Origin of the sequence: Paracoccus sp. SCSIO 75233 (assembly GCF_027912675.1) — a bacterium.
Lineage (GTDB): Bacteria > Pseudomonadota > Alphaproteobacteria > Rhodobacterales > Rhodobacteraceae > Paracoccus.
In genome coordinates, this window is the sequence record NZ_CP115761.1 from 1 (window position 1) to 15,543 (window position 15,543).

The window sequence follows — 15,543 nt, forward strand, 5'->3', positions numbered from 1 at the left end:
CCTATTTGTTCACGGATGTCCCCCAATTGCTGGTATCGGCACCCAGCCTGTCCCCCTAAATCAAGCGGTAACCCACAAGTAAACCCGCCGTGCGTTGCAAGACCGATTCGCGCAACAGGCGCTGGCATCGGCTATACTACGGACCCAGTAAAAATGGGCTTTGCGAAAAATGCAAACTCAGCGTAAAACGGAAAGGAGAAAAAATTTGCGTCCGAGAGAGCAGGCACAACATGTATACGCATCAAGACCTCGCGCAGTTGCAGGCACAATCCCTGAAGATGCAGGGCTGGATCCGCCGCCAGACCTTCAGCCCGGAGCTGGAGAAAACCCTGCGCCGCTTCTCAAGCTGGGAGGTGGCTGAGTTGATCTTCCGCATCAATCAATCGACCTTCCGCGGCAAGCTGGCCGCCGACCCGAACCTTCCCCTCGGGGAAGTTGAGGAGGACGGGCGTCAACGCTGGTTCAGCCTGGAAGAGATCAACGAGCTTCGTCGCCGCATCCGCGTCGGCAAGAAATCCCTCCTGCCGGCCCGACCGCAGGGCAAGCGGGCCTTCCGCGCCGCCATCGCCAATTTCAAGGGCGGTGCCGGGAAATCCACCGTGGCGCTGCATTTCGCCCATGCCGCAGCCCTCGACGGCTACCGGGTGCTTGCGGTCGATTTCGACCCGCAGGCGACGCTGTCCCACAGCATGGGCCTCACCGATGTCGGGGAGGATCACACGGTCTGGGGCATCATGGCCCGCGACCTCGAACGCGAAACCGACCGGATGAACGCCGCCAGCCAGGGCGCGGAAAGTGGAACCGCCCTGCCCCAGCGAAAGCTGCCGGCCTCGATCCGCGACATGGGCCTCGGCGCGCTCCGGCCTGCCGACTTCATCAAGCCGACCGCATGGCCGACCATCGATATCGTGCCAAGCTGCGCCAACGCGGCCTTCGTCGAATTCGCCTCCGCCCAGTACCGCCATCTGAACCCGGAATGGACCTTCTTCGGTGCCGTCTCCCGCTTTCTGGATGCGCTGCCGGATGACGCCTATGACCTGATCCTGTTCGATTGCCCGCCCGCAATTGGTTACCAATCCATGAACGCGGTGTTTGCCGCCGACATGCTCTATATCCCGTCCGGCCCCGGCTATTGGGAATACGACTCGACCACCAGCTTCATCGGCCAGCTTGCCGAGGCGCTGGAAGACCTCTCGCACGGCTTCGAAAACTTCCCCACGGGGAAGATTGCGCTGCCGAAAGCCTTCACCGATATCCGCTTCCTGATGACCCGCTACGAGGCCTCGAACGAGCTTCACCAAGCGATGTTCCACGCCTTCCAGCAGGTTTTCGGGGACCGCATGGCCGAACACCCGATCGAGCTGACGCGGGCGGTCGAGCAATCCGGCCGCTTCCTCAGTTCCATCTACGAAATCGACTATCGCGAAATGACACGCGGCACATGGCGGCGCGCCCGCGCCAGTTTCGACCGCGCTTATGAAGAGTTCAAAACCCATGTGCTCGCCGCATGGGATGGTCTGGAGGCAGAGGCATGAGCCGCAAACGCCGTATGTTCGACATCGAAATGCCATCGGAAGACGCCGAAACCTTCCCCGCGGGGAAGGTTTCCGAGAAGGAACCGCGCCGGGGGCCGATGGCCACCGCCATCGCCGAGACCGCCGAATCCAGCCGCGACCGCGCAAGGATCGAGGCGGAAATCAGGGCCGAGAACGACGCTCTTGCGCAGGAACATGTCCGCATGAAGCGGGCCGGGCTGATCACCGACCTGATCCAGCTCGATGCCATCGACACTTACAAGCTGACCCGCGACCGCGCGCCGGGGGCGGATTTCGAACTGGCGGAACTGGTCGAATCGATACGCGACATCGGCCTGTCCAACCCGATCCGGGTGGAGCCGTCCGCCGATGGCCGCTACGAACTGATCCAGGGCTATCGCCGCCTTTGCGCTTATCGCGAATTGCTGAAGGAAACCGGCGACGCCGAAAGCTGGGGCAAGATCCCGGCAGGCATTGCCGCAAAGGGCGACGCGCTGGAACAGCTTTACCGCCGCATGGTGGATGAAAACCTCGTGCGCAAGGACATCTCCTTCGCGGAAATGGCGCAGCTTGCCGTTCACTACGCAATGGACCCCGAGACGCAGGAAACCGACGCCGACAAGGCCGTCAAGAAACTGTTCAAATCGGCGGGCTACCAGAAGCGCAGCTATATCCGCAAATTCATCCCGCTGGTCGAACGGCTTGGCGAGGTGCTGGAGTTCCCGCAGGAAATCCCGCGCGCGCTCGGTCTGGCCGTCGCGCAGCAGCTCGAGGAGGTGCCGGGCATGGCCGCCGCCATCAAGGCCGATCTGAAGGATTGGGACAACCGTTCCGTTCAGGATGAGCTCGACATTCTGCGCCGCTATGTGGGGCAGGGGGGTGACGTGGCGGAGGCCGAGGACGCCGTCTCGGTAAAGAAAACATCTCCGCCCGCCGGCAAGGCAAAGACCACTTTCCAGCTTGTCCGCCCGCAGGGCAGCGCGAAATGCACGGCCGCAAATGGCCGGCTGGAGATCCGCCTGCCACGCGATTTCTCCACCGTGGACCGGCGGCGACTGGAAGCGGCAGTCGCCTCGCTGCTCGACCAACTCGACTAAACCTTCCCCGCGGGGAAGGTTTCTGATCCCGGGGGAGGGTGGTGGGCCGGTTCTGTGGCGACAGTATTTTGCGGTAATACCGAATGGTATTACCGCTGTCATCCTTAGCTGGTCTCATCGTCAACCGCACGGAACGGTTGTTTCTCTTGACAGTTTGGCCGATGCTGGCGGGGCAGGGCGCCTCAATCAAGCGGCCTGCTACAGCGCATAATTATACCGATCAATTCGCCCCCTGTATCGGCCCGTGCCACAACCAAGACCCGCTCAAAACCACGCGCGGCAACCATTTCAGCTAAATTATCCACGCAAATACCATGATAGCTGTGGTTTCCCGGTCTGGTTGAGGATATGCAATTGAGCCGGAGAGGAACCCGGACGGAGCGAGTGGTGAAACCAATGCAACCCATCCTGCGGCGCACAATCATTGCGCGATCTTTGCGGGAGATGAATGGCGGCAGCGGGCCTGAGGGTGAGCTGATCGCGGCGCATCCGGCGGGGGAGTTTGGCCGGTTGTATTTCCGCGACACGCCCGATCTCGGATTGCTGCTGCCGGAAGGGCAGGGGGGTGTGATGTGGTCGCGGGTAGTCTCTGACGCGCCGACGATGACCGTGCGGTTGAACAGCGATGGCACCGCCCCGCTGCCAATCCGTGATATGACGGCCAGCGCGGCGCTTGACCCGGATGAGACGGGGATCTTTGCCGGGCGCAATGTGCTGCTGGGCAAGCGCAGCCGAGAGACGGCAGAGGTCGTGCTGGACTGGCTGCGATGGCACCGAAGCCACCACCGTGCCGACGCGGCGCTGATCCTGGATCGCGGCCCCCCGGCGGAGACGGATGGTTTCGCCGCCGATCTGGCCGCACTGATCCGCGCCGATGAAACGGCGGAACTGGCCGGGATGACGCTGATGGTCGTGGGTTTTGACCGTCCGATGGGTGCGGCGGATCATGGTCCGGAATGGCATCCGCTTTACGCGCCGGATTCGCCGGGCAAGGACCGGATGGACCCGCCAGAGCCGGACCCGTGGTATGCGCCGCTTGGCTACCGTCTGACCTTCGATCTGATGCGGCAGCGCTTTCTGGGGGAGGCAAGGGCGGTCGTCAACCTAGAGGTGATGGACCTGCTGGCGATCCCCGAAGGCGAAGGGACGATCTTCGATCAGGCGTTGGCCTCGGAAACCGGGTTCCTGCTGATCCGTGGCCAGCGCGCCTATCCGTGGAGCTTGCGCAAGGACACCGAACCCGGTTTCGGCGATCATATCTGCCTGCGCTTTGATGCGCCGCCGCGGGACAGTCGCTGGTGCGTGGCGCCGGCTGCGTTGCCACAGGGTGCGATCTGGATGTGGGTGCGGATCCTCGGCCCGGCCCCGCAGCTTTCGCCGACCATGTTCACGCGCTGCATGGCGCTGCGCTTCGCACGTCCGGGCAGCGCATCCGTCGGGCAGATCGTGCCCAAGACCAGCCTTGTCGAGGATGAGGCGCTGCTTGCCCGGTCGGCGCTGTTCGGCGCGGATCCGATGCGCCAGCCAAAGGAGCTTCCGCCCGAGGCGCTGGCGGTTCAGAATGGCGCGGCCTCCGGCAATCGCGTCGCCATCGTGACGACGATGAAGAATGAAGGCCCGTTCATTCTGGAATGGATCGCCTATCACCGGGCCATCGGCATTGAAGACTTCCTGATCTACACCAATGACTGCACCGACGGCACCGATAGCTTCCTGCAATTGCTGGCGCGCAAGGGGATCTGCGAATGGCGCGAGAACCCGTTCCGCGAGGTGCAGATGAAGCCGCAGCACGCCGCGCTCGATGCCGCCAATGATGAGGCGATGGTGAAGGCGGCGGATTGGGTCATCTGTATGGATGTCGACGAATATATCGCCGTCCATACCGGCGATCACACGATGAAATCGCTGTTCGCGGCCGTGCCGGACGCCAATATGATCTCGCTCACCTGGCGGCTTTACGGCAATAACGACATCGACAAGTTCGAGGATGGGTTCATCACCCAGTCATTCACCCGTGCGGCGCGCGAGTTCGCCAACAAGCCGCATCAGGCCTGGGGCTTCAAGACGCTGTGCCGCAATGCCGGGCTGTTCAAGAAGCTGGGCGTTCACCGTCCCAAGGGGCTGCTGCCGACGGCGGTCGACCGGATCAACTGGGTGAATGGGTCGGGCAGGCCGATGCCGCAGAACCAGTGGCGCAACGCGTGGCGGTCGCATTCCGGGACATATGGGTATGATCTGGTGTCGCTGAACCATTACGCGGTCCGCTCCGCCGAGAGCTTTCTGGTCAAGCGCGACCGGGGCCGGGTGAACCATGTCGACCGGGATCAGGGCATGGCCTATTGGTTCCGCATGAACCACAATGTCGTCGAGGACCGGCGGATGCAGCAGATCCTGCCGATCCTGCAGGCGGAGTTCGACCGGCTGATGGCCGACCCGGAGATCCGCGCGGCGCATGAGGGCTGCGTGGCCGCCCACGCCGCAAAGATCAAGGAGTTGAAGGCACAGCCGAAATATCAGGCGTTCCACCAGGAACTGATCGGGGCGCGGCTGCGCAAGCTGTCGCGGTTGCACGGGCATTTCGGCGCGAATGTCTATCTGGCCGGGCCGGGTGTGGTGCCCGACGAAATCGTCGCCAGAGAGCCGGACGAGGAGTTCTTCTTCACCGTCGAACATGCCGGCGACACCCAGCATTAGGAGGGCAGGGGGGTCATGCGGATAGTCTGCCTGACGGCAATGCGGAATGAGGGGCCCTATCTGCTGGAGTGGCTGGCCTGGCAGCGGCTGATCGGCGTGACCGATTTCCTCGTCTACTCGAATGATTGCGAGGACGGCACCGATGCGATGCTCGATGCCCTGGCGCGCGAGGATGTGCTGCGGCACGCGCCCAACCCGGCGGTTGAGGGGAAATCGCTGCAATGGTCGGCGCTGAAGGCGGGCTGGGATCATCCGCTGCGCAAATCCGCCGATTGGATGATGATTGCCGATGTTGACGAATTTCCGGTGATCCATCGGGGCGACCGCCGTCTGGCCGATCTCTTTGCCGCTGTGCCCGCGAATACCGATGCCGTGGCCCTGCCGTGGCGGCTGTTCGGGGCGAGCGGTCTGGACTCGCTGGCGGACGCGCCTGTAACGGCGCAGCTGACCCGCTCGGCCCCGCCGGATCTGTTGCACCCGATAGCCGGGACGTTCTTCAAGTCGCTGTTCCGGCCCTCAGCCTTTTCCGGGGCTGGCGTCCACCGGCCGAAGCACAAGAAGGACTCGCGCCCGGTCTGGGTCGGCGGCAATGGCGTGGCGCTGCCGGATGTTTATGCAGCGAACGACAAGCGCCTGTCGCTGCTGGGCGTTCACGCGGCGCGGACATTGGTGGAGATACATCACTACTCGCTCCGCTCCGCCCGCGCCTTTGTCGTGAAATCCGAACGCGGCCTGCCCAACCGGACCGGCAAGAATATTGACCTGACCTATTGGGTGGAGCGGAATTACAACAGCATCGATAACAGGGCGGCGCTGCCAATGCAGGACAGGCTGACGGACGAGATCGCCCGGCTGAAATCCCTGCCCGGCATCGCCGCGCTGCATGAACGCGCCGTTCAATGGCACGACAACCGCTTCGCCGAACTGGTCCGCCAGCGCGAGCCCTACAGCCTCTACTGCCAGGTGCTGCATTCGCCGGACAGCGCGGTGCTGTCGCAGGAGGCGTCCATCCGTCTGCTGAAGATGTTCGGGCAGTTGGAGGGGAGGTGATATCTTCCAGGCCCGAGAAGTAGGTAGGTTGTTTTGTCGCCAGAGGGTTCTGCCATGATGTCGACCGGCTTTATGGTTGCCGCCCATGAGACGGGGTGGGCGGCAAGCGATCTAACAACTTTACATTTATTTGGATATTAAATAAACAACCTGAAAATGTGTTATCGGATAGATGGGAAGCTGCATGAAGATTCTTGCCGTATGCACCGTAAAAAACGAGGGCGCATTTATACTGGAGTGGTTGGCCTGGAATCGCCTGATCGGTTTTACCGATTTCATGATGTTCCAGAATGACTCCACTGACGGCACGAAGGAATTGTTGCAGCTTCTGGCCGATCACAACCTGATCCATTATCAGGATAATGACGGCGCTCGCTATAAATCGCCGCAACGCTATTCCTATCGTTGCGCTTCGCGATCCGAGCGGTACAGGTCCGCCGATTGGGCGATGGCGATCGATATTGACGAGTTTGTCCGTATCAACGTGCCCGGAGGAACTCTGCCGGATCTGATTGCAGCGTATCCTGAAGATGCTGAGGAAATACGCCTTGTGTGGCGGGTGTTCGGCTGTGCCGGGCATAAGGAAATGTCTGATGATCTGGTCACGTCGCGGTTTGACGCGACACTGCCGGAGCAGTTTGCGCGGCGGTTGCAGATGCCGACGAAGACGCTGTTCAAGACCGCCTCGTTTTCCCGCTTTGGTGTTCATTTACCAAAAGAGCATCTGTTTGAAACGTGGAATTCCTATACCGGGTCGGGGAATCGGACCGATCCCAGCCAGTTGAATATATTTGCCATTAACGATGCTGAAGGAGGAACGCTGGGCAGCGTTCACCATTATATTGTGAAGGACATTCAGAACTATATTCTGAAATGTGACCGGGGGAAATCTGGTCATCCGGGCCGCGAAATGGATTTGCCATATTGGAAGATCTGGAACGCAAAAGGTCAACGGGACGAGACATTTCGCAGCAAGTCGGAAATGATCCGGGACGAGATCGAACGGATCGACCGGATTTGTGGCGGCGAGGCGCTGAAGCTGCATCGCGCGGCAGTCGAGTGGCGGGCGAAGCGATATGCGGAGCTGGTCAAGGAGCCGAAATATGCGCGCGTCCTGTCGGATATTCTGGCCTATGAGTATGGCGCAACGGGGCTGGACTTTGTAACCGATCTGGTGGTGGCGGAAGTTTGACGGGATCAATGGAATACGATCCGGTGGAGCGGCTTACGCGATTTCCGGGTCTCAATCACGATTTCAGCGAGATTCATGCGCTTTCGCAGATGCCGGGTGCGGAGCTGCACGAGACGAAATGGCATCTGGTCATCTATGTTCCGGGCCGTGACCGGCTTGTTTTCTGCTTTGACAATATCGCCTCGATCACGGCGGAGGGGCCGCGTCAGCCCTGGGGGATGGCGTTGGTGCGCAAACAGGGCTGGGGTGTGGTCGGCGTGGTTCCGAAGCTGCCGGACTGGTACCGCTCGCCCGAGCTTTTCGATGTGCTGGAAGATATGCGGGATCGTAGCGTGTTTGCGGCCTATCCGGCGGTTTCGATGTTCGGCACCTCGATGGGTGCTTTTGCCGCTACAGTCTTTGCACCGCTGGCGCCGGGGTGTACGGTGCTGGGACTCGCGCCGCAATCCAGCCTTGCGCCCGATCTGGTGCCGTTTGAGGACCGCTATGACTGGGCGGTTTCGGCGCTGGACTGGACCTCGCCGCGATACCGGGATGCGGCGGAGGGGGTCCGGGCGGCGGGTAAGGTTTATTTTATCTATGACCGGAATATCGAACCGGACCGGATGCATGTGGATCGGATGCGGGGGGATAATGTCATTGACCTGCGCTGGCGCAATCTGACGCATAAGGTTCCGCCGCGGCTCAGACGGATGGGTATTCTTGAGCCTATTGCGCTTGAGGGGCTGGCGGGGACGCTGACCCGAGAGCGCTACTTCGCATTGCTGCGGAAGCGTCGGGATTGCCCGATCTATCTGGTGGAAATGTTGCAGGATGCGGTGAGTCGCGGGCATCTCGATCTGGCGAAAGCAGCGCTGGCGACGGTGCCGCCTGAGCGCAGGAACTGGCGGTTGAGGCAGATGTCGCGGATTATCAGGCGGGCGATTGCGGAGCGCGACCGGGCGGCGGTGGAAGAATAGTCAGGTTACATAATCTACATTATTAAAGTTTTGTTAATGACAGAGCAGGGGTCTGTTCAGGCCGTTCGTTTACAGGATTGCCCTTCGGATCAGTGCGGCTTCCAGATTTTCGGGTGAGGTAAATACCTCCCCCGCCATGCCGATGGATTGGGCGGCGGCAACGTTTTCGGGCTTGTCGTCGATAAACAGGCAATCTTCCGCAGCCAGCCTGGCGCGTTTGCAGAAATACTGGAAGATTGCCGGGTCGGGCTTCACCATGCCGATTTCCCCCGAGACGACGACGGTGCCGAAGGCGCTGCCCAGCCGGGGATGGGCGGCGAGGCCTTGCGGCCATGTTTCGTCTGACCAGTTGGTAATGGCGTGGATCGCAAGACCTTTTTCGCGCAGCCGGTCGATGAGCACCCAGCTTCCTTCGATGAGTTCGGTTACGGTTGCACCGAAGCGCGCGGGATAAGCGGCCAGCAACTCGCGGTCGGCGGGGTCATCCAGTTCCGCGGCAAGATCGGCGAAAGGCACGCCCGCGTCGGCGCGCAGGTTGCGCTGATCGAACTCCACCCGGTCCAGAAATGCCGCGACGCTGTCGCCTGCTGCGAGATATGGCGCAAAGGCCGGTCCGGGGTTCCAGCGGACCAGTACATTCCCGATGTCGAACACAATGGCTTTCATCTGCTGCCCCGCGTGGATACATTTCTTGACGTTAAACCGCCGGGGAAGTTTTGGGAACGAAAAATGCCCGCCGGATCGGCGGGCATTGTCTTGCATTTTAACGATTTATTTACAGATCAGCCGTCTACGCAGGCGCTGAGCTGTTCCGAGGTCGGGCCGTTCGGCGTGCGGCCGAGATTATACGGGGCCGAAGCGTCGCGCCACTGGGCGTAGTTTTCCAGATACTCGACCATGCTCAGGTAAACCTTGGCGGAGTTCGGGTTCTCGCAAGCGGTTTCGACGATGGTTTCATTGGCCATCTGCTGGATCTGCTCCAGAGCGACGTCGTCATAGCGGTTGATCTCGACCTCCTGCTGGAACTTCTCATAGGCGTCGGTTGCCCGCTTCTCGGTATTGGCCAGCGACCAGAGCATGGTGGCGTCCGCCGCGATTCGCAGCTTTTCCTGCGTCTCCGGGCTCAGCGCGTCCCATGCGCCCTTGTTGATCATGACGCCGAACACCGATGCCGACTGGTGCCAGCCCGGTGTCGCCCAGTAATCGGTGACCTGCTGGAAGCCGCCCGACCAGTCGACATTCGGGGTCGAGAATTCCGCGCCGTCGATCACGCCGCGTTCGAGGGACTGATAGATCTCGCCGCCGGCCATCGAGACCTGATTGCCGCCGAGTTTTTCCAGCAGACGGCCCTGCTCCAGCCCGGAGAGGCGCAGGCGCTTGCCCTGAAGGTCTTCGAGCGTCACGATCGGTTCGGCGGTGCGGAAGCCGGATTCGTTGTTGGTCACGCCGTAAGGCAGGTAGATCATGCCGAAATTGCCGTAGATCTCTTCATAGAGCTCGCGGCCGCCCCATTCGTTGATCCAGTTCACATAATCCACGGCATTGAACAGTGCCGGGGTGGTGGCGAGCGGCGAGAAGGCGGCATCGCGGCCAGCCCAGTAGCCCGGCCAGTCCGCGCCGGCCTGAATGGTGCCGGATTCGACCGCGCCGAACACCTCGCCCGCGGGGACGATGGCGCCGCCTTCGAAGAATTCGATGGTGAGGTCACCGGTGGTCAGCTTGTTGGCCAGGTCGACGAATTTCTTGTCGATCTCGATCAGCTCCAGAGACGACGGCCAAGTCGAGGTCATGGTCCAGTTTTCCTGTGCCATGAGCGGCGTGGCCAGCGCAGCGGCGGCGGCGGATGCTGCCAGAACTGTGGTTCTGATTTTCATGATCTTACTCCCAGTTGGTTATGGTCACGTCTAGTAAAGAACTTCCGGCAGCCACGTGACGAGCGGCGGAACGAAGGCGACCAGAAGGCACATCAGCACGATCAGGCCGATGAACGGCATGACCCCACGGATGATATGTCCGGTGCGCACCTCTTTCGGGGCGATGGCGCGCAGGTAGAACAGCGCATACCCGAAAGGTGGTGTCAGGAAGGATGTCTGCAGCACCACTGCCATCAGAACGACGAACCACAGCAGGCTGACATCCGGGATTTCCTGCACGATCGGCAGGAAGATCGGGAAGGAGAGCAGCACGATCCCGGTCCAGTCGAGGAAGGCACCGAGGATGAAGACGATAATCATCATCACCGTGATCAGCATCCAGGGCTGCATATCGAGCGAGCGGATGATTTCCTGCGTGGCGCGCAGCCCGCCGGTGATGTTGAACACGCCGGTAAAGGCCGTGGCACCGACGACGATGAACAGGATCATGGCCGAGGTCCGGGCGGTTTCCAGAAACGCGCCGTAGAAGGTTCGCCATTCAAACTTGCGGCGTGCGATGACGATCAGCAGGGCGAGACCTGCGCCGATGGCCGATGCCTCGGTCGCGGTCGCGATACCGGCGAGCAGTGAGCCGAGAATGCCGAAGATCAAGACCAGCGGCGGCAGCGCCTCGATCAGCAGCATGCGGAAAAGCTGGCCGCCGGGGATTTTCTCATCCGGCTCGACCGTCGGGGCGAGATCGGGCCGCAGGACGGAGATCACATAGACATAGATCGCATAGCTCAGCCCCAGAAGAATGCCGGGGATCATGGCACCCGCGAACAACTCCCCCACGGAAAGCGGGGAGTAGCTGGCCATCAGGATCAGCATGATCGAGGGCGGGATCAGGATGCCCAGACAGCCTGACGCCGCGATGACGCCCGTGGTCAGCGTCGGCGCATAGCCATATTGCAGCATCGGGCGCAGCGCCATGACGCCCATCACGGTGATGGATGCGCCGATGACCCCGGTTGTGGCGGCCAGCAGGATGGAGATGAACACCACGGCAAGCGCCAGCCCGCCCCGGACACTGGACAGAAGCAGGCGCAGCGTTTCGAACATTCGGTCCGTCACGCCCGAATCGGACAGGAACCGCGCCATCAGCACGAAGAGCGGGATCGCGATCAGCGTGTAATTGTCCAGCACGTCGCCGAAGATGCGGTTGATGACGACCCCCAGCACCATTGCCTTGCCGGAGATCACCGCCGTCAGCACCGCCGTGCCGCCCAGCACGAAGGCCAGCGGATGCCCCATGAACAGGCCCAGCAGCAGCAGGCCGAACATCAGAAGTGCGATATATTCCGGGCTCATTCCGCGGCCTCCTGCGGTTCGCCGAAGATCAGCTTCAGCACCTCTGATATGCCTTGCAGGAACAGAAGCCCTGCCGCGACGCACATTGCCATTTTCAGCGGATAGACCGGCAACTGGATCGCGCCGTAAGTGACCTCTTTCTGGGACCAGGACCGGGCCGCGAATTCCCACGACCGGAAGGTGAACACCCATGCGAAGGGGAAGAAGAAGATGAAATAACCCAGGATATCCACGATACGCTGCGTGCGCAGGCTGAACCGCTCGGTCAGGATGTCGACGCGGACATGCGCCTTGTGGCGCAGCGCGTAACCGCCCAGCATGACGAAGTAAAACCCATAAAGCTGTTTGGAAACATCGAACGCCCAGCGTGTCGGTTCATTGAACACATAGCGCATGACGACGTCATAGATGATGATTGCCGCAAAAAAGATTGCGACCACGGAAACAATCCTGCCGACGACCTCGTTAAGCCCGTCGATCGCTCTGACGATCATGCGGCCTCCTCCCCGTTTTTTCTTTTCTGGCGGGATAGAAACACCCCTCTGCGCACAATTCAAATGAAAAGGCGATTTGACCAGACCCCTTGGGACAGACCGACGCGCCGGATTTGTCCCGTGACCGCCCACATAGAAGAACTTTATGATAAAACGCAACCGAAACGTGCGTGCGGTGCCTGAAGTCCCCGGTGTCAATTTGACCAATCTAACAGTTACTTAATCGCGGGTTGTGGTTGTCGGCCGGGCCTCTCCTTGTTTAAATGACGCCAGTGTTTCCATCTTCACCAGTATCTGCACATAATCGCATGTCGTGGCCGTTAACCTGATTGGGATGCTGACCATGGACCAACAAGATACGCAGTCACTGAGCGAGGCTGCACGCCTCGTCCTGACCCGGTGCGCATTGGATGTGAGCCTGGCCGAAGCGGCGCGGCTTTCTGCTGAGTTGCAGGCCGAGCGTGAGGAGAACGAGGCGCGGCTCGGGCGGCTGGATGGTGAATTGATCCGCAGTCGGGACGATTATGCCGCCGCGTGCCGCGAAATCGACCGGTTGAATGCACGGCTGGGCAGCGTGGAACAGCAGCTTATGTCTGTCACGGCCAGCCGGTCATGGCGTGTCACCGCGCCGCTGCGCCGCATGATCGGCCTGTTCAGGAAATCCGTCGGATGAGTGGCGCGCGCGCCGCAGCACTTCTGGCGGCTGCAGCGGATCTGGGTCGGGAGGGGCCGGATAAGCTGTTTCTCGACTTGCTCGACCGGGCGCGGCGTGCCGATCCGTCGCTGAGCTGTCTGCGGCGATGTGTCGATGTGCTGCATGAAACCGGGCGCGGGCCGCTTGCCGCCGATATGCTGACGGCGATCCCCGACTGGATGATGGGGCCGGATGGTCCGGATTGCGGCTGGTCGGCGAAGATGCGTGAGGGATACGGCCTGTCCGCGCCCGGTGATCCGGCGGGACAGTTGATCCTGTCATTCTGCTTTCCGCCTTTCGCGGAAAGTGCGGGTTATGTCATGGCCAAGCGTCTGGCCGATATGGATGCGCCTGCGGATATCATCTCCAACGACATGTCGGGGCGGTCGCGGCTGGATACAGGGTTTTATACCGCCATTCGGCCCCTGATCGGTCAGCATCTGGTGCTGAACTGCGAAAACCGGCCCGCGAGTGCGGCCTCCTGCCGGGATTTTGCCGAAGGGGCAGTCGCGGCGCTGGCCTCCCGCCGGTTCGGGCGCGAGGAATATGAACGGGTCTATTCCCGCTCCATGTGGCCGCAATCGCATTTCGCCGCCGCGCTGATGAAGCGGCAGGGCCGGGCGGGATGCTGGACGGCGGAGTTTTCGGACCCCTGCCGCCTCGATATTTTCGGGCAGGAATCCCGTGCGGCGAATGATGATGGCTGGATTGAGACCAGCGGCCTGGCCGATGAACTCCGGCAGCGGGGTTTTCCGGTGCCTGCGGGCAGGTCGCTGCTCTATTGGTGCGAATATCTGGCGTTCTGCCTTGCCGATGAAATTGTGTTCACCAATCCCAACCAGCGCGACGCCATGCTGACGCAGGATTACCCGTCCGACGTGCTGGCCCGCGCTGTGGCCTGTGCCCGGATCGCGCCGCATCCCCTCCCGGCACCGGATCTGATCGCGGCGGCCCCGCCCTCTGCCAGGCCGGATGACGGGCTGCATCCGGCGCGGATCGGCTATTTCGGTCATGCCAATCCGCGCCGTGGCGGTGCCGAGATACTGGATGCTCTGGCGGCGCTGCCGATGGAGATCCGGGCCGCGATCAGGTTCCATATCTTCGGACGACAATCCGCCGAGTTCTGCGATGCCGTGACCGGACTGGGCGTCGCGGCGCTTATCCGCGCGGAGGAGGCGCTGCCCTATCTGGAGGCGTTCAGCCGGATGCGGGAGATGGATTATCTGCTGATCGGGGACACGAAACGGGCCGAGCGGTTCGAGAAAAATCCCTATCTGCCGTCGAAATATGCCGACTACCTTGCCGCCGGGCGGCCCCTGATCGCGCTTGTGGAGCCGGGCAGCATCCTGTCGGAGGCGCGACTGCCGGAAGGCTCATATCGGGTGCGCCTGAAAGAGACCGAGGGGCTGGCCGAAGTTCTCGGGACCATCGTCGAAGAGCGTTTTCTGCCGTTGGAGGCGGGGTCGCTGACGTCTTGCATTGTGCAATAAACTTGCGCAAGTTCCACCTGACTCCGTCAGGCAGGGAAGCGGGACTTGAAAACCTCGAAGATTTGGAATTTTCGTCCTTCACGCTTTGGGGCGGCTCATGCGCCTTTCTGATCCCGCCACGCTGTTCGGCGCGACGCTCGGGCAGGTTGCCGAGAAGAAAGGCGGCGTCGCGCTGGCCGCGACGATTGCGCTGGCGGCGAGCTTCCTTGGTGAGCATTACGGTGCGCCCGCGATGCTGTTCGCGCTGCTGCTCGGGATGGCGTTCAATTTTCTGGCCCATGATGACCGGGCGGCACCGGGGATTGCGTTCTGTTCGAATACGGTTCTGCGGCTTGGGGTCGGTCTGCTGGGGCTGCAACTGACCTTCGGGGATATTTCGCAGCTTGGCCCGGTTGCCGTTATTGCTGTCGTGGCAATGCTGGTGCTGACGCTTCTGGCGGGGATCGGGATTGCGCGCGTGATGGGTCGCCCGCTGGCCTTCGGATTGCTGACCGGGGGATCGGTCGCGATCTGCGGGGTTTCAGCGGCGCTGGCGATTGCTGCCGCATTGCCGCGTGGGCGGGTGCGGGAGGAGGATGTGTTGCTGACAGTGATCGGGGTCACGGCGCTTTCGACCGTGGCAATGGTGCTTTATCCCGTGCTGTTTGTTGCGCTTGGCCTCAGCGATATTGAAAGCGGCTATCTGATCGGGGCGACGATCCATGATGTCGCGCAGGTTGTGGGCGCTGGCTACTCCATCAGTGAGGAGGCGGGCGAGATCGCCACATTCACCAAGCTTCTGCGGGTTGCCATGCTGCCCCTGATCCTGATCGCCATCGGGCTGGGCTATCGTGGGGCGGGCGGTGGCGCAAAAGCCCGGCTGCCGTGGTTCGTGGTGATGTTCGTGCTGCTGATGGCGGTGCGCAACCTGCTGCCGCTGCCCGATGCGGTGCTGGAGATGACGTCGGGCGCATCGCGTTTCATGCTGGTCACGGCGATAGCGGCACTTGGGGTCAGGACATCGCTGAAGCAGATATTCGCTGCCGGACCGCGCGGCGTGATCGTGATCGGGCTGGAAACGCTGTGCCTTTTGCTCATGGCGTTAGGGTTTACCGCGATCATGCGATAACCTCCG

Annotated in this window: 13 protein-coding genes; 9 read left to right on the forward strand and 4 right to left on the reverse strand. The window is 61.6% G+C overall.

The features are described from left to right. Positions 1-230: 230 nt before the first annotated feature. The 6 genes from PAF12_RS17720 (at position 231) to PAF12_RS17745 (ending at position 8,527) form a co-directional block, all read left to right on the forward strand. A complete protein-coding gene (locus PAF12_RS17720) occupies positions 231-1,535 on the forward strand; it encodes an AAA family ATPase (RefSeq protein ID WP_271109884.1) in 1,305 nt (434 codons plus the stop codon). After that, a complete protein-coding gene (locus tag PAF12_RS17725) occupies positions 1,532-2,632 on the forward strand; it encodes a ParB N-terminal domain-containing protein (RefSeq protein ID WP_271109885.1) in 1,101 nt (366 codons plus the stop codon). The genes PAF12_RS17720 and PAF12_RS17725 overlap by 4 nt, the downstream gene beginning before the upstream one ends. Before the next feature lie 396 nt (positions 2,633-3,028). Continuing rightward, positions 3,029-5,326, forward strand: a complete 2,298-nt coding sequence (locus PAF12_RS17730) for a glycosyltransferase family 2 protein (protein WP_271109919.1) — start codon at positions 3,029-3,031, stop codon at positions 5,324-5,326. 15 nt (positions 5,327-5,341) lie between these two features. Beyond that, positions 5,342-6,376, forward strand: coding sequence for a glycosyltransferase family 2 protein (locus PAF12_RS17735; RefSeq protein ID WP_271109886.1), 1,035 nt, complete (start codon positions 5,342-5,344; stop codon positions 6,374-6,376). Positions 6,377-6,560: 184 nt separating this feature from the next. Further along, positions 6,561-7,568, forward strand: a complete 1,008-nt coding sequence (locus PAF12_RS17740; RefSeq protein ID WP_271109887.1) for a glycosyltransferase family 2 protein — start codon at positions 6,561-6,563, stop codon at positions 7,566-7,568. A gap of 8 nt (positions 7,569-7,576) precedes the next feature. Beyond that, positions 7,577-8,527 (forward strand): hypothetical protein, encoded by a 951-nt coding sequence (locus PAF12_RS17745; RefSeq protein WP_271109888.1) that lies wholly within the window; start codon positions 7,577-7,579, stop codon positions 8,525-8,527. A gap of 69 nt (positions 8,528-8,596) precedes the next feature. Here PAF12_RS17745 and PAF12_RS17750 read toward each other — a convergent pair whose 3' ends face one another. The 4 genes from PAF12_RS17750 to PAF12_RS17765 form a co-directional block, all read right to left on the reverse strand. Beyond that, entirely contained in the window at positions 8,597-9,193 is a 597-nt protein-coding gene (locus PAF12_RS17750) for an HAD family phosphatase (protein WP_271109889.1), read from the reverse strand. Positions 9,194-9,309: 116 nt separating this feature from the next. Beyond that, positions 9,310-10,401, reverse strand: a complete 1,092-nt coding sequence (dctP, locus tag PAF12_RS17755) for a TRAP transporter substrate-binding protein DctP (RefSeq protein WP_271109890.1) — start codon at positions 10,399-10,401, stop codon at positions 9,310-9,312. Between the two features lie 30 nt (positions 10,402-10,431). Next, positions 10,432-11,751, reverse strand: coding sequence for a TRAP transporter large permease subunit (locus PAF12_RS17760; RefSeq protein ID WP_271109891.1), 1,320 nt, complete (start codon positions 11,749-11,751; stop codon positions 10,432-10,434). After that, positions 11,748-12,245: a TRAP transporter small permease subunit gene (locus PAF12_RS17765; RefSeq protein ID WP_271109892.1), complete on the reverse strand. Its 498-nt coding sequence runs from the start codon at positions 12,243-12,245 to the stop codon at positions 11,748-11,750. Before PAF12_RS17765 ends, PAF12_RS17760 begins: the two co-directional genes overlap by 4 nt. A gap of 343 nt (positions 12,246-12,588) precedes the next feature. On the opposite strand from PAF12_RS17765, the gene PAF12_RS17770 reads away from it, so the two are divergent. From PAF12_RS17770 to PAF12_RS17780, 3 genes are all read left to right on the forward strand, one after another. Further along, complete coding sequence (locus PAF12_RS17770; RefSeq protein WP_271109893.1) at positions 12,589-12,918, forward strand: hypothetical protein; 330 nt, start codon at positions 12,589-12,591, stop codon at positions 12,916-12,918. Then, complete coding sequence (locus PAF12_RS17775) at positions 12,915-14,429, forward strand: hypothetical protein (protein ID WP_271109894.1); 1,515 nt, start codon at positions 12,915-12,917, stop codon at positions 14,427-14,429. Before PAF12_RS17770 ends, PAF12_RS17775 begins: the two co-directional genes overlap by 4 nt. A 97-nt stretch (positions 14,430-14,526) precedes the next feature. Continuing rightward, on the forward strand, positions 14,527-15,537 hold the full coding sequence (locus PAF12_RS17780) for a YeiH family protein (protein ID WP_271109895.1): 1,011 nt from the start codon (positions 14,527-14,529) through the stop codon (positions 15,535-15,537). Positions 15,538-15,543: the final 6 nt, after the last annotated feature.

What these genes read in the sequence shown, in the direction of transcription:
- PAF12_RS17735 (WP_271109886.1), top strand. Translation starts at nt 5,342, where the DNA reads ATGCGGATAGTCTGCCTGACGGCAATGCGGAATGAGGGGCCCTATCTG.
- PAF12_RS17775 (WP_271109894.1), top strand. Translation starts at nt 12,915, where the DNA reads ATGAGTGGCGCGCGCGCCGCAGCACTTCTGGCGGCTGCAGCGGATCTG.
- PAF12_RS17780 (WP_271109895.1), top strand. Translation starts at nt 14,527, where the DNA reads ATGCGCCTTTCTGATCCCGCCACGCTGTTCGGCGCGACGCTCGGGCAG.
- dctP (WP_271109890.1), bottom strand. Translation starts at nt 10,401, where the DNA reads ATGAAAATCAGAACCACAGTTCTGGCAGCATCCGCCGCCGCCGCTGCG.
- PAF12_RS17720 (WP_271109884.1), top strand. Translation starts at nt 231, where the DNA reads ATGTATACGCATCAAGACCTCGCGCAGTTGCAGGCACAATCCCTGAAG.
- PAF12_RS17770 (WP_271109893.1), top strand. Translation starts at nt 12,589, where the DNA reads ATGGACCAACAAGATACGCAGTCACTGAGCGAGGCTGCACGCCTCGTC.
- PAF12_RS17745 (WP_271109888.1), top strand. Translation starts at nt 7,577, where the DNA reads ATGGAATACGATCCGGTGGAGCGGCTTACGCGATTTCCGGGTCTCAAT.
- PAF12_RS17765 (WP_271109892.1), bottom strand. Translation starts at nt 12,245, where the DNA reads ATGATCGTCAGAGCGATCGACGGGCTTAACGAGGTCGTCGGCAGGATT.
- PAF12_RS17730 (WP_271109919.1), top strand. Translation starts at nt 3,029, where the DNA reads ATGCAACCCATCCTGCGGCGCACAATCATTGCGCGATCTTTGCGGGAG.
- PAF12_RS17740 (WP_271109887.1), top strand. Translation starts at nt 6,561, where the DNA reads ATGAAGATTCTTGCCGTATGCACCGTAAAAAACGAGGGCGCATTTATA.
- PAF12_RS17725 (WP_271109885.1), top strand. Translation starts at nt 1,532, where the DNA reads ATGAGCCGCAAACGCCGTATGTTCGACATCGAAATGCCATCGGAAGAC.
- PAF12_RS17750 (WP_271109889.1), bottom strand. Translation starts at nt 9,193, where the DNA reads ATGAAAGCCATTGTGTTCGACATCGGGAATGTACTGGTCCGCTGGAAC.
- PAF12_RS17760 (WP_271109891.1), bottom strand. Translation starts at nt 11,751, where the DNA reads ATGAGCCCGGAATATATCGCACTTCTGATGTTCGGCCTGCTGCTGCTG.